The sequence below is a fragment of the Methylomarinovum tepidoasis genome (assembly GCF_030294985.1).
GTDB classification, from domain to species: Bacteria; Pseudomonadota; Gammaproteobacteria; order Methylococcales; family Methylothermaceae; genus Methylohalobius; species Methylohalobius tepidoasis.
Genome location: NZ_AP024718.1, coordinates 39,174 through 64,936, shown reverse-complemented (window position 1 = coordinate 64,936; position 25,763 = coordinate 39,174). Strand labels below are relative to the sequence as shown.

Below are 25,763 nucleotides of genomic sequence, written 5' to 3'. Positions count from 1 at the left end.
GCTTCAGTTGGATCTTTATGGCTCATATATTGCTTAAAATCTTGTGTGTTTACGTCGTTAAGGGGTCTTCCGATGCGAAGGGTCTTGCTGGGATTGCTGTTGTCGCTGCCTTTGACCACGGTTTCGGTGGCGGCCGAGAGGCAATCGCTTGCCGCTGTGCGGCAGGCGATCGCTGTCCAATTGACGCCGATCATCCGGCAGCAGTGGCAGGATTTTGACGTTCATGTCCCGCCCCTCGATCCCCGGTTGCATCTTCCCGCTTGCTCAGCACCACTGCGGATCGAGCCCTTGCGGGGGGAAGTCAAGCCCGGTTCCCTGTCCGTGCGGGTGCGCTGTCCGGGAGACAGACAGTGGTCGATCTATGCCAAGGCGGTCGTGCGGGTGTACCAGCCGGTGATCACCCTGCGTCAGGGACTTCCCAAGGGCACGCGTTTGACCGCGGCGGCAGTGATGTTGCAGCGGCAGGAACTGGGAAAGCTGCGCCAGGGATACTTCACCGATCCGTCCCGCGTGATCGGCCTGCGGCTGCGTCGTTCCCTGCCGGCCGGTGCCGTGTTGCAGCCGCAGGTGCTGGTCGCCGACAAGTTGGTGCACCGGGGCCAGGCGGTTCATATCCGGGCGAACCTGGGAACGCTCGAAGTGAGCATGGAGGGCCATGCGTTGATGGACGGCGCCCGCGGAGAGCGCATACGGGTGCGCAACGACCGATCACGGCAGGTCGTCGAAGGGGTGGTTCAAGGCCCGGGCGAAGTCCAAGTCCAACTTTGAGCTAAACTTTCAACAACCTCCGCCGTTACAAGCTTCGGGATGACATCTTCAATGAGGACGTAAACATGACGATCAATTTGCGCGCCCTGACGGGGAAACTAGAACCCACCAATACCGGGCCAGGGGCGCCGCACAAGCCCGAAACCAAAACGGGGGCCCGTCAGAGCGACAGCGATTCCCTGGCATTGACCGATACCGCCACCCGTCTCAAGGAGGCCGAGCAGGCTTTGAGCCGGGCCGATGTCATCGATATGGCGCGGGTCACCCGGGTAGCCAATGCGTTGCAGGATGGCAGTTACCAGATCGATGCCGAGCAGATTGCGGAAAAACTGTTGGAACTGGACAGCCAGTTGCCCTGAATCATCATTCTGGAAGCAAGCAGATGGACGAAAGACAGCAAGGATTTTTGGCCTGGTTGGGACGGCTGGAAGCCGATATTCAGCAGATGCAGTCGCTGTTGGAGCAGGAGTGCGAGGTGTTGCGAACCCGGCGGCTGGACGAGCTGTCCTCATTGGCCCAGGCCAAACAGGAAACCGTGGTACGGATCGACGAGCGTCTCGGCCAGCTGCCCACTGCTTCAGGGCCGAAGGAAACCGTGATCGAGCAGTTGTTCGAGGCACTGAAGCTGCGCGGGGTCCCCGATGCCTGGGGTGTCTGGGATCGGATAAGGACGGCCACGGCACGCTGCCGGGAACTCAACGAGGCCAACGGCGCCATGATCGCGTTGCTCAACGAACAGACCCGCCAGGCGCTGGGGATTTTGTTCGGGCAGCGTCACCAGCCGGTTTGCTACGGGGCGGATGGGCAGTCCCGAACTGAATCGGGTGCCCGGTTGCTGGGGGAGAGTTGAGGGGGGAAGGTTGCTGGGTTTGATTCGAAATTGGGGACGCAGGAAGTCGGCTGTCGTTTCCTCTAAAACGAAGCATCAATCGGAAAATCCCCATTTCGTCTATGACGGGGAAGAGATACGGCAGATGCTCGAATCTCTGCAGCGGGAAAGTGCAATCGTATCTTTATATTTTCCGGATTGTCCGGACAGTGAATACGCTTCTTCGGTATTCCGGGTAGGGCAGGGCATGTTGCTTCTGGACCAGGTCAGCCATCCTGAAGGACACGAGGTGATTTTAAGCCGGCGGGAATTCCGCGCGATGAGCAAATACAAGGGCGTGACTATCACTTTCGACTGCCGGTTGGTGGGGGTGCAGGAGGACGGCGATGAGGTCCACTATCGGATCGCTTTCCCTGATCGGGTTTTCTATCCACAGTTGCGGGAGTTCTTCCGCATCAAGATTCATGAATTGCGGATTCCTATCCATATTCGGGGGCACGGTCACAATACTGAGGCGGAGACGGCCGTCGGCTGGATCGACGATATTGGACCGAACGGTGTCGGTTTCATCCTCGAAGCTAATTTGTTCATTCGCAAGCTGGATCTACTCCGTTATTGCGTGATACGGGTGGGTGAGGATCGGCATTTGACCTTCGATCTGCAGGTTCGCAACGTGCGGGCGATCGTCAAGGGGTGGCGTTATCGTATCGGTGGCAAGTTCGTCAATTTGTCGAGCAGGAACGCCGCCCTCATCCGGCGGGAGGTCACCCATTTCCAGCGTCTACTTTGCCGACAGGGGCAGGAACCGGAATTGGATTAACCGTCGCTCAGCTGTTTTGAAGTCCGGGGATTGCGGAAGATCAGCGGCGCCTCCGGCGGGTTGTCCGCCTCGGCGATGGCCTGCTCGATCAGGCGGCGGTTGGGAGACTTGGCGCACACCGGATCGGTGGCGTTTATGTCGCCGGTGAGCAGGTAGGCCTGACAGCGGCAACCGCCGTAGTCCTTGTGCTTCTCGTCGCAGGAGCGGCATGGCTCGGGCATCCAGTCGAAGCCGCGGAAGCGGTTGAAGATTTCCGACTCTTCCCAGATCTCGCGCACGCTCATCTGCCGCACGTTGGGAAACTCGTCGATGGGCAGCTCCCGCGCCGAATGGCAGGGCAGGGCGGCGCCGTCCGGAGCGATGGTGAGGAAAGTGGTGCCCCAGCCGTTCATGCACGCTTTGGGCCGGTCCTCGTAGAAGTCGGGGATGACGTAGTAGATTTTCATCTTCCCCTTCAGCTTTTCCTTGTACGCCTGGGCGATGGCCTCGGCGCGTTCGAACTGGGCCCTGGTGGGCATCAGCTGGACGCGGTTGAGGTGGGCCCAGCCGTAATACTGGGTGTTGGCCAGCTCCAGATAGTCGGCCCCCAGCTCGATCGCCATCTTCAGGATGCCTTCCATGTGCTCGATGTTGTAGCGGTGGATCACCACGCACAGGACCATGGGATAGCCCTGCTGCTTGACCCAGCGGGCCACCTGCTTCTTGTGCTCGAAGCTCTCGGTGCCGGCGAGAAAGTCGCTCAGATCCTTTTCCGGGGCCTGGATGCTGACCTGGATGTGGTCGAGGCCGGCCTCCCTGAGGGCGGCGATGCGCGCTTCGGTGAGGCCGTAGCCGGAGGTGATGAGGTTGGCGTAATAACCGAGGCGGTGGGCGTGGGCCACCAGCTCCTCCAGATCCCGGCGGGTCAGGGGTTCGCCGCCGGAAAAACCCAGCTGCACCGCACCCATCTCCCGGGCCTGGGTCAACACCCGCTTCCAGTCCTCGGTGGAAAGTTCCTCCTGGTAGCGGGCGAAATCCACCGGATTGGAGCAGTAGGGGCACTGCAGCGGGCAGCGGTAAGTGAGTTCCGCCAACAGCCAGCGTGGCGGGCTAAGCGGCGGTTTCGATCCAGCCGTTTTCAAGGGCGATCTCCAGAAATTCGCGGATGTCGTCGGTAAGACCTTGCGTTTGGTACTTGCGTTCCAGTGCTTCGACGATGGTCCTGAGGGAGTGCCTGCCGTCGCACAGCTTGAGTATCTCCGCCGAGGTGGCGTTCAGCTCCACCAGCCCCTCCGGGTAGAGGATCACGTGGCGCTGCTGGGCATCCTCCCACTGCAGCCGGTGCAGGGGGGAGAAGCGCAGTGGGGTGTCGGGATCGAGGCTCATTCCTGAATGTTGAAGTAGGGCGGTTTGTTGTCGATGTAGGCCAGCCACATGGCGTCGAGCATGGTCCAGAGGATGTCGAGCTTGAACTGGAGGATCTCCAGCGCCCGCTCCTGCAGCTGGCGGCTTTGGCCGAAATAGTCGAGGGTGAAGGCAAGACCGTGCTCCACGTCACGGCGGGCCTGGCTGACCCGCTTCTGGAAGTAGGCCAGTCCCTCCGGCTTGATCCACGGATACAGCTCCGGCCAGCCGGCCAGGCGCTGTTTGTGGATGGTGGGGGCGAACAGCTCGGTCAGCGATGAGCACACCGCCTCCTGCCACGGGGCGGTGCGACAGAAGTTGTAGTAGGCATCGACGGCGAAGCGCACCCCGGGCAGGACGTGCCTCAAAGAGGTGATCTCCTCCCGCTCCAGGCCACAGGCCAGCCCCAGCTGGATCCAGGCCTCAATGCCGCCGGGATCGTCGCCATGACCGTCGTGGTCGAGGATGCGCTGCACCCACATCCGCCGGGTTTCCCGGTCCGGGCAGTTGGCCATGATCGCCGCGTCCTTGCGCGGGATGGTCACCTGATAATAGAAGCGGTTGAGCACCCAGCCGCGGATCTGGTCCTCGTTGAGCTTGCCCTCGGCCATGAGGAGGTGATAGGGGTGCTTGATGTGGTAGTACTTGCCTTTGTCGCGCAGTTTGGCCTCGAATTCCTCCCGCGACCACGGCTGCTGGTTCGTCATAGGCGAATCTCCATGGTGTCGTAAGCCACTTCGATGCCGGCCTCGGTCAGTCGCCGGCGCTCGGGCGAATCTTCGTCCAGAATCGGATTGGTGTTGTTGATGTGGATCAAAATCCTGCGCGTCTCCCGCGGCAGGCGGTTCAGGACTTCGATCATGCCGCCGGGACCGGACTGGGGCAGGTGGCCGATTTCGCGGGCCTTCTTGTCGCTGCCTACCTGCTTCATCTCGTCGTCGGTCCAGAAGGTGCCGTCCACCAGGACGCAGTCGGCCTGTTGCATGGCCTCGAACACGTGGGGCTCGATCTCCCCCAGGCCCGGGGCGTAGTAGAGCCTTCTGCCGCTGGAGATCTGCTCCACGATCACGCCCACGTTGTCGCCGGGATGGGGATCGTTGCGGTGGGGTGAGTAAGGGGGCGCCCTGCTCACCAGGGCGTGGCTGTAAAAGCGCAGATCGTCGAAACCGGGGATCTGGAACCCGGTGCCGTCGATGGGCAGCGGATGGCGGTTGACGCCGCAGTAGTGGCCCAGCATGGCCAGGACCGGGAAACCGGAGGTCAGGTCGCGGTGGACCGGATCGGTGCAGTAGATCTCCAGCGGCGCGGTGCTCTCGCGCAGGATCAAGAGGCCTGTGGTGTGGTCGATCTGGGCGTCGATGAGGACGATGGCCTTGATGCCGGTGTCACGCACCCCGCGTTTGGGCTGGAGCGGTGGGTTGGCCTCCAGCTGGAAGCGGATGTCCGGGGAAGCGTTGAACAGGACCCAATTGTCCCCGTCCTCGCTGACGGCGATGGACGACTGGGTGCGGGGGCGGGCGTTGATTTCGCCCCGGCGCAGACGGCGGCAGTTGTCGCAGTTGCAGTTCCACTGGGGGAAACCGCCGCCGGCGCCGGAGCCGAGCACACGGATGAGCATGATGGCGTCCTACGGGAATAAAAAAGGGGCTTCGCGAGGAAACCCCTTTGCTGAAAATCGAACCGCGAGATTAACGGTTGTAGATGTACATGGTGACTTCAAAACCGAAGCGCAGATCGTTGTAGCTGGGCTTTTCCCACTTCATGTCGCGTACCTCCTTTGAAGGATCTTGTGATTTTCCCGAGATTCGAAGTATACGACCCCCTTTGGGGGAGCGCAACCATCCGTGACCAGGAACTTGCCATCCATCGTTTCTGCGGGAGGAGGCCGGGAAGGGCCTGTCTGCGGCCAGGGAAGGCCGCTCCGGGCCTGAATTTACGGACGAATTCCGGTCCGGCAGGCCCTTCCCGGCCTCCGAAAAGGCAGGTTATTCGGCCTTGCCCTGCTGGCGCCACCAGACGATGCCCCATACCGTCAGCACGACCAGCGTCACGGCGGCGATGACGACGGCGTTGCCGACGAACCACTGATAGACCGCGTCGGCGGCCCCGAAGATCTTTTCCAGGGTTTCCTCGTCCAGATGCCAGTGGCCGGCGTGGGCGAACGCGGTGGCCGGCAGTATCAGGAGCCATGCGGTGATGATCGTTCTCATGAGGGCGCTCCACAGGTTGGACAGGAAGGGTTGCGGGGCAGGTTAACGCAGTGCCAGGTCATCTGCAATCCATCCAGAATCAGCAGGCGGCCGGTGAGGGGATGGCCGATGCCGGCGAGAACCTTGATCGCCTCCAGCGCCTGGATGCTGCCGACGATGCCGGTGACAGGGGCGATGACCCCGTTCCGGCCGCAGCGTTCCTCCCCTTCGCCTTGGTCGGGATAGAGGCAGTGATAGCAGGGGCTGTCCGGCTGGCGCGGATCGAACACCGCCACTTGGCCCTCGAAGCGGATCGCCGCCCCCGACACCAGGGGCTTGGCGGTCTGGACACAGGCGCGGTTGACGGCGAAGCGGGTGGCGAAGTTGTCGCTGCAGTCGAGCACCAGATCGGCCTCGGTCACCTGTTCGATCAAAGCCTCCCCCTCGAGGCGCCGGCACAGCGCCTCGACCTTGACGTTGGGATTGAGGGCGCTCAGAGTGGCGGCGGCCGATTCGGCCTTGGGGCGGCCGATGTCTTCGGTGTGATGGGCGATCTGGCGCTGGAGGTTGGACAGTTCCACGGTATCGTCGTCGGCGATGGTGAGATACCCGACACCGGCGGCCGCCAGATACATGGCTGCAGGACATCCCAGTCCGCCGGCGCCGACGACCAGCACCCGGGCTTGAATTAATTTTTCCTGTCCCCATATGTCGAGCTGAGGCAACAGGATCTGACGGCTGTAGCGAAGCAGGAGTTCGTCGTTCATAGGGCTCCGAAAGGAAAAAATCAGGGAAAGCACTTGACAGCCGTCCTGGGACGACTATTATTAGCACTCAAACAAGGCGAGTGCTAACAAATTCCACGGCAACCCGAGTTCAACAACCTAGATAAGGAGTGAAGCCCATGAAATTGCGTCCTCTGCACGACCGAGTCATCGTCAAGCGTCTGGAAGAGGAAAAGACCTCGCCGGGCGGTATTGTAATTCCCGACACCGCCAAGGAAAAACCGATCAAGGGTGAGGTGCTCGCCGTCGGCAACGGCAAGATCCTCGAAAACGGCGACGTGCGTCCCCTCGACGTCAAGGTCGGCGACAAGGTGCTGTTCGGCAAGTACGCCGGCACCGAGGTCATCATCGACGACGAAGAGCTGCTGGTGATGCGCGAAGACGACATTATGGCGATCCTGGAAGGCTGATTTCCAGATTCAGACAAGCGAATTTCCATTTCTTTCAAATTCTGAGGAGCAACAATGGCAGCAAAACAGATCAAATTCAGTGACGACGCCCGTCACAAGATGGCCGAAGGCGTCAACATCCTGGCGCAAGCGGTGAAGGTGACCCTGGGCCCCAAGGGCCGTAACGTGGTGCTGGAAAAGAGCTTCGGCGCCCCGACCGTCACCAAGGACGGCGTCTCCGTGGCCAAGGAGATCGAGCTGAAGGACAAGTTCGAGAACATGGGGGCCCAGATGGTCAAGGAAGTTGCCTCCCAGACTTCCGACGTCGCCGGTGACGGCACCACCACCGCCACCGTGCTGGCCCAGGCCATCCTCAACGAAGGCCTGAAGGGCGTGGCCGCCGGCATGAATCCGATGGATCTGAAGCGCGGCATCGACAAGGCCGTGCACGCGGCGGTCGAGGAGCTGCAGAAGCTTTCCGTCCCCTGCACCGACACCAAGGCCATCGCCCAGGTGGGCGCTATCTCCGCCAACAACGACGAGGAGATCGGCAGACTGATCGCCGAGGCGATGGAGAAGGTCGGCAAGGAAGGGGTGATCACCGTCGAGGAAGGCTCCGGTCTGGAGAACGAACTCGACGTGGTGGAAGGGATGCAGTTCGACCGCGGCTATCTGTCGCCGTACTTCATCACCAACCAGGAAACCATGTCGGTGGAGCTGGAGAATCCCTTCATCCTGATCCACGACAAGAAGATCTCCAGCATCCGTGACCTGTTGCCGGTGCTCGAAGCGGTGGCCAAGGCCGGCCGTCCGCTGCTGATCATCGCCGAAGACGTGGAAGGCGAGGCGCTGGCGACGTTGGTGGTCAACAACATGCGCGGCATTCTCAAGGCTTGCGCGGTCAAGGCGCCGGGATTTGGTGATCGCCGCAAGGCCATGCTGGAGGACATCGCCATCCTCACCGGTGGCACCGTGATCTCCGAGGAACTGGGCATGAGCCTGGAAAAGGCCACCCTGGATCAGATGGGCACCGCCAAGAAGGTCGTGGTCACCAAGGAAGACACCACCATCATCGATGGCGCCGGCAGCAAGGAGCAGATCGAAGCCCGGATCAAGCAGATCCGCGCCCAGATCGACGAAGCCACCTCCGACTACGACCGTGAGAAGCTGCAGGAACGTCTGGCCAAGCTGGCCGGCGGGGTGGCGGTGATCAAGGTCGGTGCTGCCACCGAAGTGGAGATGAAGGAGAAGAAGGCCCGCGTGGAAGACGCTCTGCACGCCACCCGCGCCGCAGTCGAGGAAGGCATCGTCCCCGGCGGTGGCGTGGCGCTGGTGCGGATCCAGCAGAAGATCAAGGATCTCAAGGGCGCCAACCACGATCAGGACGTGGGCATCCAGATCGCCCTCAAGGCGATGGAAGCCCCGCTGCGTCAGATCGTCGAGAACGCCGGCGAGGAAGGCTCGGTGGTCTACAACAAGGTCGCCGAGGGTGACGGCAACTTCGGTTACAACGCCGCTACCGGTGAATACGGCGACATGATCGAGATGGGCATTCTCGATCCGGCCAAGGTGACCCGGACCGCGCTGCAGAACGCCGCTTCCGTGTCCGGGCTGATGATCACCACCGAAGCCATGGTGGCCGAAGAGCCCAAGGAAGAGTCCGCAGGCGCCGGCGCCGGCGGTGGCATGCCCGACATGGGCGGCATGATGTAACCGCCCTGCGGCGATCCATGCCAAACATCGAAGCCCCGCCCGGAAACCGGACGGGGCTTCGGTCTTTTTGGAGGAAAGGAAACATGGCGCAGAAACGTTGGCACATCTGGGTGTCCGGCCGGGTTCAGGGGGTGTTTTACCGCGCCCACACGGTGGAGGCGGCGCGGCGACTGGGCCTGACCGGGTGGGTCAGGAACTTGCCCGACGGCCGGGTGGAAATCGTCGCCGAAGGCGAGGAGAAAGCGTTACAGGCGCTGCTGGACTGGTGCCGCCAGGGCCCGCCGCTGGCCCGGGTGACCGAGGTGGTCTGGCGGGACGAAGGGCCGGCGACGGGAGAATCTCACGCTTTCGGTGTGCGCGGCTAGGCGTTGCGATAGCGGACCTGTTTCGCCGCCGCCGTCTCGATGCAGCCGATGACCCAGGCTTTCTCGCCCAGTTTCCGGAGCATCTCCAAAGCGGTGGTCTGGGTTTCAGGCGGGACGCATACGATCATGCCCACCCCGCAATTGAAGGTTCGCAGCATTTCCGCCGTGTCGATGCGGCCCTGCCGCTGCAGCCAGCGGAAGATCGGCGGCCATTCCCAGCTCGACAGGTCGATCTCCGCCGCCAGGCCCTCCGGCAGCACCCGCGGCAGGTTTTCGGTGATGCCGCCGCCGGTGATGTGGGCGAGGGCGTGGACCGGCTGGGCTTCGAGCAGCCGGAGCAGCGATTTGACATAGATCCGGGTCGGCTCCAGCAGCCAGTCCGCCAGCGGCCGTCCTTCCAGGGATTGGGACAGGTCGGCGCCGCTGACTTCGAGAATCTTGCGGATCAGCGAGTAGCCGTTGGAATGGGGACCGGAGGCGGCGAGGGCGATGAGGACGTCGCCCGCCTGCACCCGGCTGCCGTCGATGATGCGGTCCTTGTCGACGATGCCGACGCTGAAACCGGCCACGTCGTACTCGCCGCCGCCGTAGAAACCGGGCATTTCTGCCGTCTCGCCGCCGATCAGGGCGCAGCCGGCGAGCTCGCAGCCCCGGGCGATGCCGCCGATGACCCGGGCGGCCACGTCCACCTCCAGCCGACCGGTGGCGTAGTAGTCGAGGAAGAACAGCGGCTCGGCCCCCTGCACCACGATGTCGTTGACGCACATGGCCACCAGGTCGATGCCGATGGTGTCGTGGCGGTCCAGCTCCAGGGCCAGCTTGAGCTTGGTGCCGACCCCGTCGGTGCCGGCCACTAGCACGGGACGGCGGTAGCGCGCCAGGGGCAGCTCGAACAGGGCGCCGAAGCCGCCGAGGCCGGCGAGGACCTCAGGGCGGAAGGTCCTTTTGACCAGCGGTTTGATGCGTTCCACCAAAGTGTTGCCGGCCTCGATGTCGACGCCGGCGGATTTGTAGTCGAGGGGGGCTTGATCTGCCAAGGGGATGCCTCCACTTTGTTCGATTGAAAGACGCAATGCTGCTATTGTACGGGACGAGCGGGGACGAGAGGGAACCGACGATGACCTGGCTGACACTGCGCAATCTTCCCAATTTCATCACCATCTGCCGGATCCTGCTGGTGGGCCCGACGGTGTGGGCCATTCTGCGGCAGCGCTTCGATCTGGCCCTGGCGCTGTTCTTCGCCGCCGGGGTTTCCGACGGCATCGACGGTTTCCTGGCCAAGCACTTCGGCTGGACTTCCCGGCTGGGCTCGCTGCTGGACCCGCTCGCCGACAAGCTGCTGATGGTGTCGAGCTACGCCGCCTGCGCCTGGACCGGGTTGCTACCGCTCTGGTTGGCGGCGCTGGTCATTGGCCGCGACGTCCTCATTCTGGCGGGGGCGACGGCCTATTATTTCCTCCTGCACCCCTTCGAAGGGCAGCCCTCCTGGATCAGCAAGCTGAACACCCTGCTGCAAATCCTGCTGCTGCTGGCGCTGTTGTGGCATCACGGCCTGAGGCCGCTGCCGGTTTCGCTGACGGACACGTTGATTTACGCGGTGGCGGCGACGACGACGGTCAGCGGCCTGCATTACCTATGGTCGTGGGGGAGGTTGCTGTTGCACCAAGTTTGGCATGTGTAGGTTGCAAGGTCCCGTGGAATTAAAAATGCAGCGCCACCTGCCCCCACACCTTCTGGGTATCGACAGAAAAGCCTTTGGCGTTGTAATAAGCGTATTTCAGCAACACGCTGAAATGCTGGCCGAACCTGCGTGTCAATAAGGCATCGTATTCCTCGCCGTACCGTTCGTCGCCGTTTTCGTCCCGGAAGTCGTGATAGACCCCCATCAGCGTGGTGCGCCACAGTTTCAACGCCACGCTGGCATAAACGTCGCGCACCCCGTTTTGCGGGGTTTTGAGGAATTTGTCGGCCCAGCCCTGGAAAGCGTGCAGGGTCGCCAGCGGCGTGGCGAAGCCGACATGGTGATCGGCGGTCAGGTTCTCCACCGCTCCCTTGACGGTGACCCCAAAGGCCGACAGCCCCGCGATGAAGCGGTAGTAGTCGGCGGCGAAATCGTTGGGATTGCGCTGAAAATCCATCTGGCGGGCGTACTCCAGATGGTAGATCCCGGCGAGCCAGTCGGTCAGGGGTTGGCGGCCGTGGAAACGGATGCCGTAGGTCTGCGTCGACAGAGCAAAGTTGGCGCTGTCGTTGCGGTCAGCGTAGTCGAGCCAGTAGCCGTAAGCGCTGATTCGGCCGAAGGGCAGGCCGGTGTAGGTGATGTGCAGCAGGGGTGAGGTCATGTCCACGGTGCGCGACAGGATATTCTGCACCCGCCAGAGGAAGGCCGCCTCGATGACCGCATCGGGCAGCAGTTCGTTACGCACCGTGACCGCGTCGAAAGTCTGTTCCAGCTGCCGCCAGCCCACGTTGCCGATGAAGCGGTGATCGTCGTAGATGAGGCGTTGGCGGCCGGCCTTGATCGTGGCCCCCTCGACCGGGGTGTAACTGACCCACCCCTGGTTGAGCTCGGTTTCCTGGGGATCGGCTACCACCGCATAGGGGCGTTGGTTGCGGATGCTGTCGTAATGGTCCAGCCCCACTTCCCAATTGCCTTCCATTTCCGCATACCCCTGCAAGCCGTGAAACTTCGGCGTCAGATACCCCAGACGCAGGCGCAGGGTGGAGGCGTGGGCTTCTTCGGTATCGCCTTCCGGGTCCACATATTCGTAGCGGTAGCGGATGTCGGCCTTGATCTGTCCCCAGTCGCCCCGGAGTTGATCGGCGACCGGGTGGAGCAGGTCATCGGCCTGGGCGGTCGCCAGTCCCAGTGACAACAGGAAGGCAGACAGTTTTTTCATCTGTTTCCCGCGCAGGTTTCCCCCGCCGGAAGGCGAAGGAAGAAAGCGCGGCCTCCGTACAAGTTGTTAAACACGAAATAGGTGCCGGGCTTTCCACCCGGCCGGGCCTTGCGGCTCTGCCCTTACGGGCCTGGTAACGCACCCATTTCAGGGTGTCTCCCTTCGGGAATGTCGCAGGCCGGCCCGCTGTCCCGATCCGTTTCGTGGGTACCCGGCCCTTGTCTGCAACCGGGATTTCCAGAGCCTGGGACTGAGGAAGCATCCCAGGGTGGGTCTTTTGGCCTTACCTGCAACGTAGCCGATTGGTTACGGCTTTCCCTGGTCAACCCCGGGCTTGCAGGTTCCCCCACAAGCCCCTCCCTTTAGGGAGGGGTGGTTGACTCGGTTCTCCTTGTCAGGCGGTGGGGTTCAACGGTTTTTTACTGCGCACCAGCTGCCAGCCGGGCCGCAGCAGATAATACACCGGTGCCGACAGCATGTGGACCAGCCGGGTGAAGGGGAAGACCAGAAAGATCGTCAGCCCCAGGAAGATGTGCAGTTTGAAGACAGGGGCGACGTCGGCCACGTAGGTCCAGGCCTCGGGATCGAAGGTGAAGATTCCCAAGGCCCAGGCCATGAATTTGACCATTTCGCTGCCGTCCAGATGGCCCATCGAGGCGGGGATGGTCAGCAGGCCCAGGGCCAGTTGCAGCGTCAGCAGCACCAGGATGGCCAGATCGGCGAACGCGGTATTGGCGCGGATGCGCGGGTCGGTGAGACGTCGGTGCAGCAGGACCAGGGCCCCGGTCAGGGAGACGGTGCCGGCGATGCCGCCGACCACGATGGCCATCACCTGTTTGGTGCCGGCTTCGATGCCGATCCAGTGGAACACCTGAATGGGGGTCAGCATGCCGATCAGGTGGCCGAAGAACACGATCAGAACGCCGGTGTGGAATAGAATCGAACCCCAGATCAGTTGCCGGCGCCGCAGCAGTTGGCTGGAGCCTGCGCGCCAGCTGTAGGGGGCGCATTCGTAACGCAGGATGGAACCTGCGGCCAGGACGGTCAGGGCGATGTAGGGATAGACGCCGAACAGCCAGAAGTTCAGGGTGTTCATCTGTTTCCCGCGCAAGTTTCCCCCGCCGGAAGGCGAAGGAGGAAAGCGCGGCCTCCGTACAAGTTGTTAAACACGAAATAGGTGCCGGGCTTTCCACCCGGCCAGGCCTTGCGGCTCTGCCCTTACGGGCCTGGTAACGCACCCATTTCAGGGTGTCTCCCTTCGGGAATGTTGCAGGCCGGCCCGCTGTCCCGGTCCGTTTCGCAGGTACCCGGCCCTTGTCTGCAACCGGGACTTCCAGAGCCTGGGACTGAGGAAGCATCCCAGGGTGGGTCTTTTGGCCTTACCTGCAACGTAGCCGGTTGGTTACGGCTTTCCCTGGTCAACCCCGGGCTTGCAGGTTTCCCCGCAAGCCCCTCCCTTTAGGAAGGGGCGGTTGACGGCTTTCTCCTGTCGAAAATGATGGGTTGTTCGGTGGCGGTGCATGCCGGCCCGAAAGTCACCGGTGCTTCCGCCCAGGCGCGGTCGAGCGTTTCCGGATCGGCGTCCGGCAAATCCCGCAGTTTGGTGAGTGCTTGCGGCGCCGGTGGGCGGTCGGCCAGCCCGCACAGCGCCTGCAGCACCAGTGCATACCCGCTGTCCCGTTCTTCCAGGCGTTGCCTCAGGGCGGCGAGGATGTGGACGGTCTCCCCCAGCAGCGCCCGGGCTTCGTCCAGGGGGCGGGTGGCGAGAAACTCCAGAAACAGCGGCAGGTAATCGGGCAGTTCCCGCCCGCCGATTTCCAGGCCGTGGCGCTGGTAGAGCGCATGCAGGTTCACCATCGCCTGGCCCCGCTCGCGGCTGTCGCCGTGAATGTGTTCGAACAAGTACAGGGACAGCCTGGGGGTGCGGTCGAACAGATCGACGTAATCCACCTGGAGGTCGAGCAGTTTGCCGGTTTCCAGCCGGGTCAGCATGGGTTCGAGCGTCTCCCGCGCCACCAGCTGCTCATCCTCCAGCACCTGGCGGATGTCAGGGATGGCTGCCTGCAGCTCGGCGTCGGGGTAGGTGAGCAGCGCTGACAGGGCCCTGAAGGTGCGGATCATTACGGTGCCCCCGTGGGTTTGCTTTCGAACAATCCGCAGCCGCCGAAAGAGAAACCGCAGGCGTTCTTCAGTTCATAGGCGTTTTCCACCTGTTCCCGGTGGCTGGTGGGGATGACGAAGCGGTCCTCGTAGTTGGCGATGGCCATGACCCGGTACATTTCCTCGATCTGGTCCACGCTCAGCCCCACCTCCGCGGCGATCTCCTCGCGGGTCCGGCCCTCGACGGTCCGGGCGCGCATGAAGGCGCGCAGCGCCAGCATCCGCCGCAGGGCGGCGACGATAGGTTCTTCCCGACCGGCGGTGAGCAGATTGGCCAGGTATTTCACCGGGATGCGCAGGTCTTCTATCTTGGGGATTTCCCCGTCGGCGCCGATCAGTCCCAGCCCTTTGGCGGTGCCCTGCACCGGCGACAACGGCGGCACGTACCACACCATCGGCAGGGTGCGGTATTCGGGATGGAGGGGGAAGGCCACCTTCCAGTCCATCGCCATTTTGTACACGGGCGAGTTTCGCGCCGCCTCCAGCCAGCTTTCCGGGATGCCTTCGGCGCGGGCGGCGGCGATCACTTCCGGGTCTTCGGGGTCGAGGAAGACATCGAGCTGGGCCTGATACAGATCCTGCGGATTTTCGACATGCGCAGCCTCGTCGATGCGGTCGGCGTCGTAGAGCAGCACCCCCAAATAGCGGATGCGGCCGACGCAGGTTTCCGAGCAGATGGTCGGCTCGCCCGCCTCGATTCTGGGAAAACAGAACACGCATTTCTCCGATTTCCCCGATTTCCAGTTGAAGTAGATCTTCTTGTAGGGACAGCCGGAGATGCACATCCGCCAGCCGCGGCAGCGGTCTTGGTCGATGAGGACGATACCGTCCTCCTCGCGCTTGTAGATCGCGCCCGACGGGCACGAAGCCACGCAGGTGGGATTGAGGCAGTGCTCGCACAGGCGCGGCAGATACATCATGAAGGTATTCTCGTAGGCGGCGAGGATACCCTTTTCCACCCCTTCGAAGTTGGCGTCGCGACTGCGCTGCTCGAAAGCGCCGCCGGCGTCGTCCTCCCAGTTGGGGCCCCATTCGATCTTGTCCATTTTCTCGCCGGTCAGCCTGGATATCGGCCGGGCGGTGGGATGGGCTTTGACATCGCCGGCATTCTGCAGGTTCTGATAGTCGTAATCGAAGGGTTCGTAATAGTCGTCGATCTCCGGCAGGTTGGGATTGGCGAAGATATTGGCCAGCAGTCTGGCTTTTCCGCCCTGGAAGGGCTTGAGCTTGCCGTCCTCGAGGGTCCAGCCGCCCTTCCAGCGGTTCTGGTTCTCCCATTCCTTCGGATAGCCGATGCCGGGTTTGGTTTCGACGTTGTTGAACCAGGCGTATTCCACCCCGTCGCGGCTGGTCCACACGTTCTTGCAGGTCACCGAGCAGGTGTGGCAGCCGATGCACTTGTCCAGGTTCAGGACCATGCCGATCTGGGCACGTACTTTCATCGCTTTATTCCTCCATCCAGTCGGCTTCGGTCTTGCGGACGATGACGAATTCGTCGCGGTTGGAACCGACCGTGCCGTAATAGTTGAATCCCCAGGACAGCTGGGCGTAGCCGCCGATCATGTGGGTGGGTTTGAGCACCGTGCGGGTGACCGAATTGTGGATGCCGCCACGGTGGCCGGTCACTTTCGAACCGGGGGTGTTGATGATCTTCTCCTGGGCGTGGTACATGTACAGGGTGCCCGGTCTGATCCGTTGCGACACCACCGCCCGCGCCACCAGCGCCCCGTTGGCGTTGAACACCTCCACCCAGTCGTTGTCGGCGATGCCGCCCTGGCGGGCATCTTCCTCGTTGAGCCAGACAAGGGGGCCGCCGCGGGCCAGGGTCAGCATGATGAGGTTGTCGGTGTAGGTGGAGTGGATGCCCCATTTCTGGTGCGGGGTGATGAAGTTGAGCACCAGGTGCTTCTCCTTGCCGTGTTCGGCCAGCATGGGGGCGATGGTCTTGGTGTCGATGGGCGGCTTGTAGACGCACAGCGCCTCGCCGAAGGCGCGCATCCACGGATGGTCCTGATAGAGCTGCTGGCGGCCCGACAGGGTGCGCCAGGGAATCCGCTCGTGGACGTTGGTGTAGCCGGCGTTGTAGCATACCTCCTCCGAGTCGATTCCCGACCACACCGGAGAGGTGATGATCTTGCGCGGCTGGGCGACGATGTCGCGGAAGCGGATCTTCTCCTCCGCACGCGGCTTGGCCAGATGGGTGTGGTCGCGGCCGGTGACCTGCGACAGCTTCGACCAGGCTTTCACCGCCACGTGGCCGTTGGTTTCCGGCGCCAGGGTGAGGATCATCTCCGCCGCCTGGATGTCGGATTCGATCTTTGGCCGGCCTTCGGCGTCGGTGCCGTTGAGGTGGCGCAGGAATTCGATCTCCTCGTCCGTCTTCCAGGCGATGCCCTTGCAGGCGTTGCCGGCTTTCTCCATCAGGGGGCCAATGGAAGTGAAACGCTGGTAGATACCCGGATAGTCGCGTTCCACCAGCGCCACGCCGGGCATGGTCTTGCCGGGAACCGGTTCGCATTCGCCCCGTTTCCAGTCGCGGACCTCGCTCTGGGCCAGTTCTCCCGGGCTGTCGTGGAGCAGGGGCACCAGGACGGCGTCCTTTTCCATTCCGAGGCCGGCCTCGGGCGCAAGCTCGGAGAATTTCCCGGCCAGTCCTTTGTAGATATCCCAGTCGCTGCGTGACTCGAACACCGGGTTCACCGCTGCGGTCAGCGGGTGGATGAAAGGGTGCATGTCGGAGGTGTTGAGGTCGTGCTTCTCGTACCAGCTTGCGGTGGGCAGGACGATGTCGGAATAAAGGCAGGTGGTGGACATGCGGAAATCCAGGGTCACCAGGAGGTCCAGCTTGCCCTCCGGGGCCTTTTCGTGCCAGCGCACTTCCCGGGGACGGTTGGCGGTGACCATCTCGTCACGCATGCCGCCCAGTTCCTCGCCCTTGACTCCGTGGTGGGTGCCGAGCAGGTGGCGGAGGAAGTATTCGTGGCCCTTGCTCGATGAACCGAGCAGGTTGGAACGCCATACGAAGAGATTGCGCGGCCAGTTGTCCGGGTGGTCCGGATCCTCCCAGGCTAGTTTCAGCTCGCCGCTTTTGAGCTTGTCGGCGACGAATTCCCCTGCCGTCCGGCCGCTTTCGGCGGCGGCCTTGCCCACATCCAGCGGGTTGGCCTGCAGCTGCGGCGCCGCCGGCAGCCAGCCCATGCGTACCGCCTTGAGGTTGTAGTCCACCAGGGTCAGGTCCTGCCAGTCGCCCTTGGGGGCGGTGGGGGAGAGGATCTCCGACACCGCCAGGGTTTCGTAGCGCCACTGGTCGGTGTGCAGATACCAGAAACTGGTGCTGTTCTGCTGCCGCGGCGGGCGGTTCCAGTCGAGGGCGAAGGCCAGGGGCAGCCAGCCCGGCTGGGGGCGCAATTTCTCCTGCCCCACGTAATGGGCCCAGCCGCCGCCTTCCTGGCCGATGCAACCGCACAGCACCAGCAGATTGATGATGGCGCGGTAGTGCATGTCCATGTGATACCAGTGGTTGATCCCGGCGCCCAGGATCACCATGGACTTGCCGCAGGTCTTCTCGGCGTTGTCAGCGAAGGCGCGGGCTACGGCGATGATGCGATCGGCAGGCACCCCAGTGATCTTTTCCGCCCAGGCCGGGGTGTAGGGCTGGAGGTCGTCATAGCTCTGGGCCACGTATTCGCCCCCCAGGCCGCGGTCGAGGCCGTGATTGGCCACCAGCAGGTCGAACACCGTGGCCACCAGTGCCGCCTCGCCGTTTTTGAGGGTGACTTTCTTCACCGGCACCTTGTGGCGCAGCACTTCCGGATGGTCGGTGCCCTCGAAGAAATCGTGGGATTTGCCACCGAAGTAGGGCAGGGCGACCTCGGCTATCTCGTCGGCGTCGTCGAGGTTGCTCAGGCGCAGGCGGATGGGGTTCCCGGCGCTGTCTTTCTCCTCCAGATTCCACTTGCCCTGCTCGCCCCAGCGGAAGCCGATGCTGCCGCGGGGAACGGTGATCTCGCCGCTGTCGGCGTCGATGGCGACGGTCTTCCATTCGGGGTGGTTGGTTTCCCCCAGCGCGCCGTCGAAATCGCTGCTGCGAAGCTGCCGCTCCGGCACCAGATGGCCGTCCTGTTCCACCAGTTTCACCAGCATCGGCAGGTCGGTGTAGCGGCGGGCGTAATCCTGGAAATACCCGGACTGGCGGTCGAGATAGAATTCTTTAAGGATGACGTGGGCCATGGCCAGCCCCAGGGCGGCATCGGTGCCCTGCTTGGGACCCAGCCAGACATCGGCGAACTTGGCTGCCTCGTTGTAATCGGGGCTGACCACCGCCACCTGGGTGCCACGGTAGCGGGCCTCGGTCATGAAGTGGGCGTCGGGGGTGCGGGTCTGGGGGACGTTGGAGCCCCACATCATCAGGAACGAGGCGTTGTACCAGTCGGCGCTTTCGGGCACGTCGGTCTGTTCGCCCCAGGTTTGCGGCGAGGCCGGCGGCAGATCGCAATACCAGTCGTAAAAGGACAGGCACACCCCGCCAAGCAGCGACAGATAGCGGGTGCCGGCCGCATAGGACACCATCGACATGGCCGGGATCGGCGAGAAACCGGCGATGCGGTCGGGGCCGTGTTTCTTGATGGTGTAGGCGTTGGCGGCGGCGATCATTTCAGTGACCTCTTCCCAGTCGGCGCGCACGAAACCGCCGCGGCCGCGTCTGGACGTGTAGGCGGTGCGTTTGACCGAATCCTCGACGATGCTGGCCCAGGCGGCCACCGGCCCCTTGTCCCGGCGGGCCTCGCGCCACAGTTCCAGCAGGCGGGCACGGATCAATGGATATTTGACCCGCTGGGCCGAGTACAGATACCAGCTGTAACTGGCCCCGCGCGGGCACCCCCGGGGTTCGTGGTTGGGAAGCTCTGGGCGGGTTCTGGGGTAGTCGGTCTGCTGGGTCTCCCAGGTGACGATGCCGCCCTTGACGTAGATCTTCCACGAGCACGAGCCGGTGCAGTTGACCCCGTGGGTGGAACGGACGATTTTGTCGTGGGCCCAGCGTTTGCGGTAGCCTTCTTCCCAGTCGCGCGCTTCGTCGGTGGTGACGCCGTGACTGTGGGCGAAGGACTCGAATCGGCCCTTCTTGGCCTTGATGAAAAAGTTGAGGCGGTCGAGCAGTCGGCTCATGATGGTTCTCCCGATTTATGGATTCTTGACGTACGCATCTTCTCGCAAATAGAACCACCAGTTGATGGCGATACAGGTGGCGTAGAAGATGGCGAAGCCGATCAGGGCGTTTTCCGGGGTGCCGGCCTTGATCTGTTCCCCAAATACCTGGGGGATGTAAAAGGCTCCGTAGGCCGCCACCGCCGAGGTCCAGCCCAGCACCGGACCGCGCTGTTCCTTGTCGAACACCATGGCGATGGTCCGGAAGGTGGAGCCATTGCCGATGCCGGTGGCGGTGAACATCACCAGGAAGAGAATCAAAAACGGCCAGAAGTGGTCCTGGGGGGTGGACGAGTGATAAGCCTGTTTCATCAGCCAGGCGAGGGCGAAGGCGGCGGCCACCATCACCACCGAGATGATCTGGGTCACCTTGGCGCCACCGGCCCGGTCGGCGATCCATCCCCCCACCGGGCGGATCAGCGCACCGATGAAGGGCCCCATCCAGGCATAGGTCAGGGCGCTGGGGCCGTCAGGGTTGGGCAAATGCTGCCAGACGCCGTCCACCAGCTCGTGCTTGAAGCCAAATATCACCTTGATGGCCAGACCCAGCCCCGCGGCGTAACCGATGAAGGAGCCGAAGGTCATGGTGTAGATGACGGTCATGGCCCAGGTGTGCTTGTTTTCGAAGATCCGGTACTGGCGGTTGAGGTTGTCCTTCAGTCCTGGGATCAGGCGCAGGCCGAAGACGGTCAGGAAGATGACGATGGCGAGCACGATCAGTTTGGGCACTCCGAAACCGGAGCCGCCCACCGTCTTGGGCAGGAACAGCCACAGGCCGATGGTGGCGGTGACCAGTCCGACCGCGAGCATCGCCAGCATTTTGATGAAAGCGATGACGGGATGGGATAACCCCGGCGACACATGCTCGTCGGTGATGTTGTTCATACCGAACCAGGCGGCGATGGATGCCGGAATCAGCAGTGCCACCCAAATGTAACCGGCATTGTGGAGATAGGTGGGCGTGCCGGCGGGGATCTTGCCCAGCAGGGTACCGGAATCCAGCTTCAGGATCATCGGCGTGCCGCCGAAAATCGCCACCGTCATCACCAGCGGAATGACGATCTGCATAGTGGTGACGCCGAAATTCCCCAGGCCAGCGTTCATCCCCAGGGCGAATCCCTGGATCTTACGGGGGAAGAAGTAGCTGATGTTGGACATGGAAGAGGCGAAGTTGCCACCACCGATGCCGGACAGCAGCGCCAGGATCTGGAACTTCCACAGCGGCGTATGAATATCCTGCAGGTAGTAGCCTGCCCCCAAAGCCGGCAGGATCAGCAGGGCCGTGGTCAGGAAGATGGTGTTGCGGCCACCGGAGATACGGATCAAGAAGGTTTCCGGAATCCGTAAGGTAGCTCCGGACAGGCCGGCGATGGCGGTCAGGGTGAACAGCTCGGAGCGCTCGAAGGGGAAGCCGACGTTGAGCATCTGTACCGCGATCATGCCCCACATCAGCCACACGGCGAAGGCCAACAGCAGGCAGGGGATCGAGATCCACAGGTTGCGGTAGGCGATGCGCTTGCCGAAGCTTTCCCATTGCTGGGGGTCTTCCGGGTTCCAGTTTTTCAGGTCTTGGGCCATGTCTTGTTTTCCTGGTTGCCGAGGTTAAGGATTGGGCAGATCCCGGTTGGGTTCCGGTTCCAGCCTCGCATGGTGCAGTTCCGCCATTTCCGGCAGCTCCGGCAGCTTCTTCAGCTCTGCCTCCATTGCCGCCATTTCCATGCGGCGGATGGCCAGATGCATCCAGATCAGCGAGATCGACACGATGGTGAACATGAGCATGAAGCAACTGGTCCAGACCCCGATCAGGTCGTTCATCACCCCGAAGCAGATGGGCAGGATGAAACCTCCCAGGCCGCCGATCATCCCAACCAGGCCACCGACAGCGCCCACGTGGCCAGGATAATACACCGGAATGTGCTTGTAGACCGCAGCGGTCCCCAAAGTCATGAAGACCCCCAGAACCATGGTCATGAGGGTGAACAGCCACAGAGGCATGGCGATGGTGAAGCGGATCGGTCCTTCCACGCCGTGGACGATATAGTCAGTGGCCGGATAGGAGAGGAAGAAGGTACAGACGATGCTGCCGATGAAGCAGATGTACATCACCCGCCGCGCCCCCCATCGGTCCGACAGCCAGCCGCCCACGGCGCGCAGCAGGCTGGTGAAGGAGTAGGCCGATGCCAGCATCCCGGCCATTTTCAGGTCCAGACCGTAGACCCCGACGTAGTAGCGTGGCAGCCACAGCGACAGGGCGACAAAACCACCGAAGACGAAGAAATAATAAAGGGAGAAGCGCCATACTTGCAGCTTCTTCAGCGGCTCCAGTTGCAGGAGGGCCGAAGCGGCCTTTTCGCCTCTTCTTTTGCGTTCGGCGGTGACCGGGTCGTCCTCGGTCAACAGCCAGAACAGCACCGCGGTGGCCAGCAGCAGCAGGGAATAAGCGCGGGCGGTGTTCTCCCAGCCCATCGCCAGCACCAGGAAGGGAGCGAAGAAGTTGGTGCAGGCCGCCCCCACGTTGCCGATGCCGAAGATACCCAGGGCAGTGCCCTGGCGTTCCCGTTCGAACCACCGCGATACGTAAGCCACCCCCACGGCGAAGGATCCGCCCGCCAGGCCGGTTCCCAGAGCCGCCAGAAGGAACATGCCGTAGCTTTCCACCGAAGCCAGCAGCCAGACCGCCACCGCAGTGGTCAGCATCAGCAGGGTGTAGACGATGCGTCCGCCATACTGGTCGGCCCAGATCCCCAGGAAGATGCGGCTCAGCGAGCCAGTCAGTACCGGGGTGGCGATCAGCAGGCCGAACTGGCTGTCGTTCAGTCCCAGCTTCTGTTTGATAGGCAGGCCGATGATGGAAAAAATGGTCCAGACCGCAAAACACACCGCGAACGCGAACGTGTTCATGGTAAGGATGCGGATCTGCTTGCGGCGGACCTCGGGGGTGATGTTGTGCATGGAGGTTTCCTTATGATGGCGATAGAAAAGAGAAACGACACATCTTCACTCAAGATTCTAGGCTGCCATTGGTGATTATTTTTGATCTAGGGCAAATCCAGCGCTTTCTTTGCAAGCGAAACTAATCAGTTTACTCTGTGGAAACATTGCTCACAGATAGGAGACCGCCATGACCTACCGCTTCATCCGTTTTTTCGAGGAACTGGGTATCGACGACGTCCCCCTGGTGGGTGGCAAGAACGCCTCCTTGGGGGAGATGTACCGCGCCCTCACCCCTCAGGGCATCCGGGTGCCCGACGGCTTTGCCATCACCGCCCAAGGGTACAAGTATGTGCTCGACCGGGCCGGGGCCTGGGAGAGGCTCCATGAAGTTCTCGACGATCTCGATCCCAGTGACGTCGAGGACCTGCGCCACCGGGGGGCCGAAGCCCGGCGCATCGTTTACGAGGCCGGCATCCCTGAGGATCTGCGCGCCGAGATCCTCGATGCCTATCATCGCCTGGCCCGGGAATACGGCGATGCGGATCTGAGCGTGGCGGTGCGCTCCTCGGCCACCGCCGAGGATCTGCCCACCGCCAGCTTCGCCGGCCAGCAGGAAACCTATCTTAACATCCGCGGCGGCGAGGCCCTGATCGAGGCGGTGCGGCGCTGCTTCGCCAGCCTGTTCACCGACCGCGCCATCCACTACCGCATCGATCAGGGTTTCGACCATTTCAAGGTGTATCTCTCGGTGGGGGTGCAGAAGATGGTGCGCTCCGATCTGGCCGCCAGCGGGGTGATGTTCTCCATCGACACCGAGACCGGTTTCAAGGAGGCAGTGTTCATCACCGCCGCCTACGGCCTGGGGGAGACCGTGGTGCAGGGGGCGGTGGACCCGGACGAGTTCTACGTCTTCAAACCCACCTTCCGGGAAGGGTACCGGGCGGTGCTGCGACGGCGCCTGGGGGCCAAGAAGATCAAGATGGTGCTGGCTGTCGGCGGCGACCGCCAGACCACCCGCATCGTCCCCACCCCCAAGGCCGACCAGCAGCGCTTCTGTATCTCCGACGACGACGCGTTGGTGCTGGCCGACTACGCCATCAAGGTGGAGGACCACTATGGCCGCCCCATGGACATGGAGTGGGCCAAGGACGGCCTCGACGGCCAGCTCTACCTAGTCCAGGCCCGCCCGGAAACCGTCGCCTCCCAGAAGAACTACGCCATCCTGGAGGAATACCGCCTCACCGGCACCGGCAAGGTGCTGGTGGAGGGCCGCGCCGTGGGCACCAAGATCGCCACCGGCGTCGCGCGGGTGATTCCCGACGTGGAACATCTGTCCCAATTCCGCCCCGGCGGGGTGCTGGTGGCCGACATGACCACTCCCGACTGGGAGCCGGTGATGAAGACGGCGGCGGCGATCGTCACCAACCGCGGCGGGAGGACATGCCATGCCGCCATCGTCGCCCGCGAACTGGGCATTCCGGCCGTGGTGGGCACCGGCAACGCCACCGAAGTGCTCGAAGACGGCCAGAGCGTCACCGTTTCCTGTGCCGAAGGGGAGGTGGGCCGGGTCTATGAGGGGGAGATCCCCTTCGAGGTGGAGAAGGTCGACCTGTCCCAGCTGCCCAAGCCGAAGACCGAACTCATGGTCAACCTCGGCAATCCCGAGATCGCCTTCCAGACTTCATTCCTGCCTGCCGACGGGGTGGGGCTGGCGCGAATGGAATTCATCATCAACGAGTACATCAAGGTCCATCCCATGGCCCTGGTGCATCCGGAAAAAGTGGAGGACGAAGGCGAACGCAAGGCCATCGAGAAGCTCACCCGCGACTTCGACGATCCCAAAGCGTTCTTCGTGCGCACCCTGGCCGAAGGGGTCGGCACCATCGCTGCCGCCTTCTACCCCAAGCCGGTGGTGGTGCGGATGTCCGACTTCAAGACCAACGAATACGCCTCGCTGCTGGGCGGACGCTGGTTCGAGCCGGTGGAGGCCAACCCCATGCTCGGTTTCCGCGGCGCCGCCCGTTACGCCCATCCCGCCTATGCGGAAGGCTTCGCCCTGGAGTGCGCCGCCATGAAACGGGTGCGAGAGGTGATGGGGCTGAAGAACGTCATCCTGATGCTGCCCTTCGTGCGCCGGGTGGACGAGGCCGAGCGGGTGCTGGCGAAGATGGCCGAACTGGGCCTCAAGCGCGGCGACGACGGCCTGAAGATCTATTGCATGTGCGAGATCCCCAACAACGTGGTTCTGATCGACCGGTTCGCCGAACATTTCGACGGCTTCTCCATCGGCTCCAACGACCTGACCCAGCTGACGCTGGGGGTGGACCGGGACTCGGAGCTGGTGGCCTTCGACTACGACGAGCGCGACGAGGGGGTCAAGGCCATGATGCGGTTGGCTGTCGAAGGCTGCCGCCGCAACGGCGTCCATTCCGGCATCTGCGGCCAGGCGCCGTCCGATTACCCGGAGATGGCCGAATTCCTGGTGGAATGCGGCATCGACGCCATGAGTCTCAACCCCGATTCGCTGCTGCGCACCTTGCGGCGGGTGGTGGAGGTGGAGAGGCGGCGTCACCGGTAAGAATGCCGGTAACAAGCACATCGGTGTCGATTATGGCGGCCAGTTTCAACGGTGGCGGAGCTTGCGGGTTTCCTCAGTGGCCAGCGCCAAGGCGTCTTCTTCGGAAAGATTGGCGCTTTGTCTGGCCTGGGCGACCAGGCGCTGTGCTTGTCGGCGGGTCTTGATGCCCCTCATGCGCAGGCTTTCCTCGATGATGGCATTCATGGGACGTTGCTGCCGGGTGGGGGCCTCTTACAGACATTGATGGACGACATTTCGCCTTCCGATCTCAAGACCATCCTTCATTCCAAGCGCGCCAATCTCTATTACCTGGAGCACTGCCGGGTGTTGGTGAACGGAGGACGGGTCGAGTACGTCACCGAAGCGGGACTCAGGCAGCTCTACTGGAACATCCCCATCGCCAACACGACCGTTCTGCTATTGGGCACCGGCACGTCCATCACCCAGGCGGCGATGCGGGAGCTGGCCAAGGCCGGGGTGATGGTGGGATTCTGCGGCGGCGGAGGGACGCCGCTGTTCTCCGGCACCGAAGCGGAGATTGCCGCTGAATGGCTCTCTCCCCAGAGCGAGTACCGCCCTACCGAATATCTTCAGCGCTGGGTGCGCTTCTGGTTTGACGATGCCAAGCGGCTGGAGGCAGCGAAGCATATCCAAAGGGCGCGCATCGAGCGTATTCGGCAGGCATGGACAGAAAATCCCCGTTTGGACGAAGCCGGCTTCAGCGTGGAGTGGAGTTGACCCGTTT

General features: G+C 62.8%; 26 protein-coding genes. 10 read left to right on the top strand and 16 right to left on the bottom strand.

All coding sequences use genetic code 11. From position 1 onward, the window contains the following. The first annotated feature begins 72 nt into the window (after window positions 1-72). The 4 genes from flgA (at window position 73) to MIN45_RS00295 (ending at window position 2,417) form a co-directional block, all read left to right on the top strand. A complete protein-coding gene (gene flgA / locus MIN45_RS00310) occupies window positions 73-768 on the top strand; it encodes a flagellar basal body P-ring formation chaperone FlgA (RefSeq protein ID WP_286292629.1) in 696 nt (231 codons plus the stop codon). 65 nt (window positions 769-833) lie between these two features. Continuing rightward, window positions 834-1,127, top strand: a complete 294-nt coding sequence (gene flgM / locus MIN45_RS00305; protein WP_286292628.1) for a flagellar biosynthesis anti-sigma factor FlgM — start codon at window positions 834-836, stop codon at window positions 1,125-1,127. Window positions 1,128-1,150: 23 nt separating this feature from the next. Next, window positions 1,151-1,618, top strand: a complete 468-nt coding sequence (locus tag MIN45_RS00300; RefSeq protein ID WP_286292627.1) for a flagella synthesis protein FlgN — start codon at window positions 1,151-1,153, stop codon at window positions 1,616-1,618. Next, a complete protein-coding gene (locus tag MIN45_RS00295) occupies window positions 1,569-2,417 on the top strand; it encodes a flagellar brake protein (RefSeq protein ID WP_286292626.1) in 849 nt (282 codons plus the stop codon). The genes MIN45_RS00300 and MIN45_RS00295 overlap by 50 nt, the downstream gene beginning before the upstream one ends. Here MIN45_RS00295 and pqqE read toward each other — a convergent pair. The 7 genes from pqqE to MIN45_RS00260 all read right to left on the bottom strand — a co-directional run bounded on the left by pqqE (window position 2,414) and on the right by MIN45_RS00260 (window position 6,756). Further along, window positions 2,414-3,538 carry a pyrroloquinoline quinone biosynthesis protein PqqE gene (gene pqqE, locus MIN45_RS00290; protein WP_286292625.1) on the bottom strand — a complete coding sequence of 375 codons (1,125 nt, stop codon included), beginning with the start codon at window positions 3,536-3,538 and terminating at the stop codon, window positions 2,414-2,416. The genes MIN45_RS00295 and pqqE overlap by 4 nt on opposite strands. Then, the gene (gene pqqD, locus MIN45_RS00285; protein WP_286292624.1) at window positions 3,507-3,782 is read right to left on the bottom strand and encodes a pyrroloquinoline quinone biosynthesis peptide chaperone PqqD; all 276 of its coding nucleotides are present in this window, start codon (window positions 3,780-3,782) and stop codon (window positions 3,507-3,509) included. Before pqqD ends, pqqE begins: the two co-directional genes overlap by 32 nt. Further along, entirely contained in the window at window positions 3,779-4,507 is a 729-nt protein-coding gene (gene pqqC / locus MIN45_RS00280) for a pyrroloquinoline-quinone synthase PqqC (protein ID WP_286292623.1), read from the bottom strand. The genes pqqD and pqqC overlap by 4 nt, the downstream gene beginning before the upstream one ends. Then, window positions 4,504-5,418, bottom strand: a complete 915-nt coding sequence (pqqB, locus tag MIN45_RS00275) for a pyrroloquinoline quinone biosynthesis protein PqqB (protein ID WP_286292622.1) — start codon at window positions 5,416-5,418, stop codon at window positions 4,504-4,506. Before pqqB ends, pqqC begins: the two co-directional genes overlap by 4 nt. A 70-nt stretch (window positions 5,419-5,488) precedes the next feature. Further along, window positions 5,489-5,563, bottom strand: coding sequence for a pyrroloquinoline quinone precursor peptide PqqA (pqqA, locus tag MIN45_RS00270; protein ID WP_205434686.1), 75 nt, complete (start codon window positions 5,561-5,563; stop codon window positions 5,489-5,491). Between the two features lie 222 nt (window positions 5,564-5,785). After that, window positions 5,786-6,010: a hypothetical protein gene (locus MIN45_RS00265; RefSeq protein ID WP_286292621.1), complete on the bottom strand. Its 225-nt coding sequence runs from the start codon at window positions 6,008-6,010 to the stop codon at window positions 5,786-5,788. Continuing rightward, the gene (locus tag MIN45_RS00260; protein WP_286292620.1) at window positions 6,007-6,756 is read right to left on the bottom strand and encodes a HesA/MoeB/ThiF family protein; all 750 of its coding nucleotides are present in this window, start codon (window positions 6,754-6,756) and stop codon (window positions 6,007-6,009) included. Before MIN45_RS00260 ends, MIN45_RS00265 begins: the two co-directional genes overlap by 4 nt. A gap of 137 nt (window positions 6,757-6,893) precedes the next feature. Between MIN45_RS00260 and groES the strand changes: the two genes are divergently transcribed. The 3 genes from groES to MIN45_RS00245 all read left to right on the top strand — a co-directional run bounded on the left by groES (window position 6,894) and on the right by MIN45_RS00245 (window position 9,241). Then, window positions 6,894-7,184 (top strand): co-chaperone GroES, encoded by a 291-nt coding sequence (groES, locus tag MIN45_RS00255; protein ID WP_286292619.1) that lies wholly within the window; start codon window positions 6,894-6,896, stop codon window positions 7,182-7,184. 54 nt (window positions 7,185-7,238) lie between these two features. Beyond that, the gene (gene groL, locus MIN45_RS00250) at window positions 7,239-8,876 is read left to right on the top strand and encodes a chaperonin GroEL (RefSeq protein ID WP_286292618.1); all 1,638 of its coding nucleotides are present in this window, start codon (window positions 7,239-7,241) and stop codon (window positions 8,874-8,876) included. An 83-nt stretch (window positions 8,877-8,959) separates the two neighbouring features. After that, window positions 8,960-9,241, top strand: a complete 282-nt coding sequence (locus MIN45_RS00245) for an acylphosphatase (protein WP_286292617.1) — start codon at window positions 8,960-8,962, stop codon at window positions 9,239-9,241. Here the strand turns inward: MIN45_RS00245 and purM are convergent. Continuing rightward, on the bottom strand, window positions 9,238-10,284 hold the full coding sequence (purM, locus tag MIN45_RS00240; RefSeq protein ID WP_422732677.1) for a phosphoribosylformylglycinamidine cyclo-ligase: 1,047 nt from the start codon (window positions 10,282-10,284) through the stop codon (window positions 9,238-9,240). The two genes, MIN45_RS00245 and purM, sit on opposite strands and share 4 nt — an antisense overlap. A 74-nt stretch (window positions 10,285-10,358) precedes the next feature. Between purM and MIN45_RS00235 the strand changes: the two genes are divergently transcribed. Beyond that, window positions 10,359-10,922 carry a CDP-alcohol phosphatidyltransferase family protein gene (locus MIN45_RS00235; protein ID WP_286292615.1) on the top strand — a complete coding sequence of 188 codons (564 nt, stop codon included), beginning with the start codon at window positions 10,359-10,361 and terminating at the stop codon, window positions 10,920-10,922. Between the two features lie 19 nt (window positions 10,923-10,941). Here MIN45_RS00235 and MIN45_RS00230 read toward each other — a convergent pair whose 3' ends face one another. From MIN45_RS00230 to MIN45_RS00200, 7 genes are all read right to left on the bottom strand, one after another. Beyond that, complete coding sequence (locus MIN45_RS00230) at window positions 10,942-12,141, bottom strand: alginate export family protein (protein WP_286292614.1); 1,200 nt, start codon at window positions 12,139-12,141, stop codon at window positions 10,942-10,944. Between the two features lie 394 nt (window positions 12,142-12,535). Continuing rightward, window positions 12,536-13,237, bottom strand: coding sequence for a respiratory nitrate reductase subunit gamma (narI, locus tag MIN45_RS00225; protein ID WP_286292613.1), 702 nt, complete (start codon window positions 13,235-13,237; stop codon window positions 12,536-12,538). A 362-nt stretch (window positions 13,238-13,599) separates the two neighbouring features. Next, the gene (narJ, locus tag MIN45_RS00220) at window positions 13,600-14,262 is read right to left on the bottom strand and encodes a nitrate reductase molybdenum cofactor assembly chaperone (RefSeq protein ID WP_286292612.1); all 663 of its coding nucleotides are present in this window, start codon (window positions 14,260-14,262) and stop codon (window positions 13,600-13,602) included. Next, window positions 14,262-15,743, bottom strand: coding sequence for a nitrate reductase subunit beta (gene narH / locus MIN45_RS00215; RefSeq protein ID WP_286292611.1), 1,482 nt, complete (start codon window positions 15,741-15,743; stop codon window positions 14,262-14,264). Before narH ends, narJ begins: the two co-directional genes overlap by 1 nt. 4 nt (window positions 15,744-15,747) lie before the next feature. Then, window positions 15,748-19,467 (bottom strand): nitrate reductase subunit alpha, encoded by a 3,720-nt coding sequence (locus tag MIN45_RS00210; protein WP_286292610.1) that lies wholly within the window; start codon window positions 19,465-19,467, stop codon window positions 15,748-15,750. A 15-nt stretch (window positions 19,468-19,482) separates the two neighbouring features. Continuing rightward, the gene (locus MIN45_RS00205) at window positions 19,483-21,084 is read right to left on the bottom strand and encodes an MFS transporter (protein ID WP_286292609.1); all 1,602 of its coding nucleotides are present in this window, start codon (window positions 21,082-21,084) and stop codon (window positions 19,483-19,485) included. 24 nt (window positions 21,085-21,108) lie between these two features. After that, window positions 21,109-22,458, bottom strand: coding sequence for an MFS transporter (locus MIN45_RS00200; RefSeq protein WP_286292608.1), 1,350 nt, complete (start codon window positions 22,456-22,458; stop codon window positions 21,109-21,111). A 169-nt stretch (window positions 22,459-22,627) separates the two neighbouring features. Between MIN45_RS00200 and ppsA the strand changes: the two genes are divergently transcribed. Then, window positions 22,628-25,018, top strand: a complete 2,391-nt coding sequence (gene ppsA / locus MIN45_RS00195) for a phosphoenolpyruvate synthase (protein WP_286292607.1) — start codon at window positions 22,628-22,630, stop codon at window positions 25,016-25,018. Window positions 25,019-25,063: 45 nt separating this feature from the next. On the opposite strand, the gene MIN45_RS00190 is transcribed toward ppsA, so the two are convergent. Beyond that, window positions 25,064-25,222, bottom strand: coding sequence for a hypothetical protein (locus MIN45_RS00190; protein WP_286292606.1), 159 nt, complete (start codon window positions 25,220-25,222; stop codon window positions 25,064-25,066). Window positions 25,223-25,261: 39 nt separating this feature from the next. Between MIN45_RS00190 and cas1f the strand changes: the two genes are divergently transcribed. Then, window positions 25,262-25,756 carry a type I-F CRISPR-associated endonuclease Cas1f gene (gene cas1f, locus MIN45_RS00185; RefSeq protein WP_286292605.1) on the top strand — a complete coding sequence of 165 codons (495 nt, stop codon included), beginning with the start codon at window positions 25,262-25,264 and terminating at the stop codon, window positions 25,754-25,756. Window positions 25,757-25,763: the final 7 nt, after the last annotated feature.

Excerpts from the sequence above, each read along its gene's own strand:
- pqqB (WP_286292622.1), bottom strand. The coding sequence starts at position 5,418 with ATGCTCATCCGTGTGCTCGGCTCCGGCGCCGGCGGCGGTTTCCCCCAG.
- narI (WP_286292613.1), bottom strand. The coding sequence starts at position 13,237 with ATGAACACCCTGAACTTCTGGCTGTTCGGCGTCTATCCCTACATCGCC.
- MIN45_RS00235 (WP_286292615.1), top strand. The coding sequence starts at position 10,359 with ATGACCTGGCTGACACTGCGCAATCTTCCCAATTTCATCACCATCTGC.
- pqqD (WP_286292624.1), bottom strand. The coding sequence starts at position 3,782 with ATGAGCCTCGATCCCGACACCCCACTGCGCTTCTCCCCCCTGCACCGG.
- groL (WP_286292618.1), top strand. The coding sequence starts at position 7,239 with ATGGCAGCAAAACAGATCAAATTCAGTGACGACGCCCGTCACAAGATG.
- flgA (WP_286292629.1), top strand. The coding sequence starts at position 73 with ATGCGAAGGGTCTTGCTGGGATTGCTGTTGTCGCTGCCTTTGACCACG.
- flgM (WP_286292628.1), top strand. The coding sequence starts at position 834 with ATGACGATCAATTTGCGCGCCCTGACGGGGAAACTAGAACCCACCAAT.
- MIN45_RS00230 (WP_286292614.1), bottom strand. The coding sequence starts at position 12,141 with ATGAAAAAACTGTCTGCCTTCCTGTTGTCACTGGGACTGGCGACCGCC.
- groES (WP_286292619.1), top strand. The coding sequence starts at position 6,894 with ATGAAATTGCGTCCTCTGCACGACCGAGTCATCGTCAAGCGTCTGGAA.
- narJ (WP_286292612.1), bottom strand. The coding sequence starts at position 14,262 with ATGATCCGCACCTTCAGGGCCCTGTCAGCGCTGCTCACCTACCCCGAC.
- cas1f (WP_286292605.1), top strand. The coding sequence starts at position 25,262 with ATGGACGACATTTCGCCTTCCGATCTCAAGACCATCCTTCATTCCAAG.
- MIN45_RS00200 (WP_286292608.1), bottom strand. The coding sequence starts at position 22,458 with ATGCACAACATCACCCCCGAGGTCCGCCGCAAGCAGATCCGCATCCTT.
- MIN45_RS00295 (WP_286292626.1), top strand. The coding sequence starts at position 1,569 with ATGGGCAGTCCCGAACTGAATCGGGTGCCCGGTTGCTGGGGGAGAGTT.
- ppsA (WP_286292607.1), top strand. The coding sequence starts at position 22,628 with ATGACCTACCGCTTCATCCGTTTTTTCGAGGAACTGGGTATCGACGAC.
- MIN45_RS00260 (WP_286292620.1), bottom strand. The coding sequence starts at position 6,756 with ATGAACGACGAACTCCTGCTTCGCTACAGCCGTCAGATCCTGTTGCCT.
- MIN45_RS00265 (WP_286292621.1), bottom strand. The coding sequence starts at position 6,010 with ATGAGAACGATCATCACCGCATGGCTCCTGATACTGCCGGCCACCGCG.
- narH (WP_286292611.1), bottom strand. The coding sequence starts at position 15,743 with ATGAAAGTACGTGCCCAGATCGGCATGGTCCTGAACCTGGACAAGTGC.
- MIN45_RS00245 (WP_286292617.1), top strand. The coding sequence starts at position 8,960 with ATGGCGCAGAAACGTTGGCACATCTGGGTGTCCGGCCGGGTTCAGGGG.
- MIN45_RS00190 (WP_286292606.1), bottom strand. The coding sequence starts at position 25,222 with ATGAATGCCATCATCGAGGAAAGCCTGCGCATGAGGGGCATCAAGACC.
- MIN45_RS00205 (WP_286292609.1), bottom strand. The coding sequence starts at position 21,084 with ATGGCCCAAGACCTGAAAAACTGGAACCCGGAAGACCCCCAGCAATGG.
- MIN45_RS00300 (WP_286292627.1), top strand. The coding sequence starts at position 1,151 with ATGGACGAAAGACAGCAAGGATTTTTGGCCTGGTTGGGACGGCTGGAA.
- pqqC (WP_286292623.1), bottom strand. The coding sequence starts at position 4,507 with ATGACGAACCAGCAGCCGTGGTCGCGGGAGGAATTCGAGGCCAAACTG.
- MIN45_RS00210 (WP_286292610.1), bottom strand. The coding sequence starts at position 19,467 with ATGAGCCGACTGCTCGACCGCCTCAACTTTTTCATCAAGGCCAAGAAG.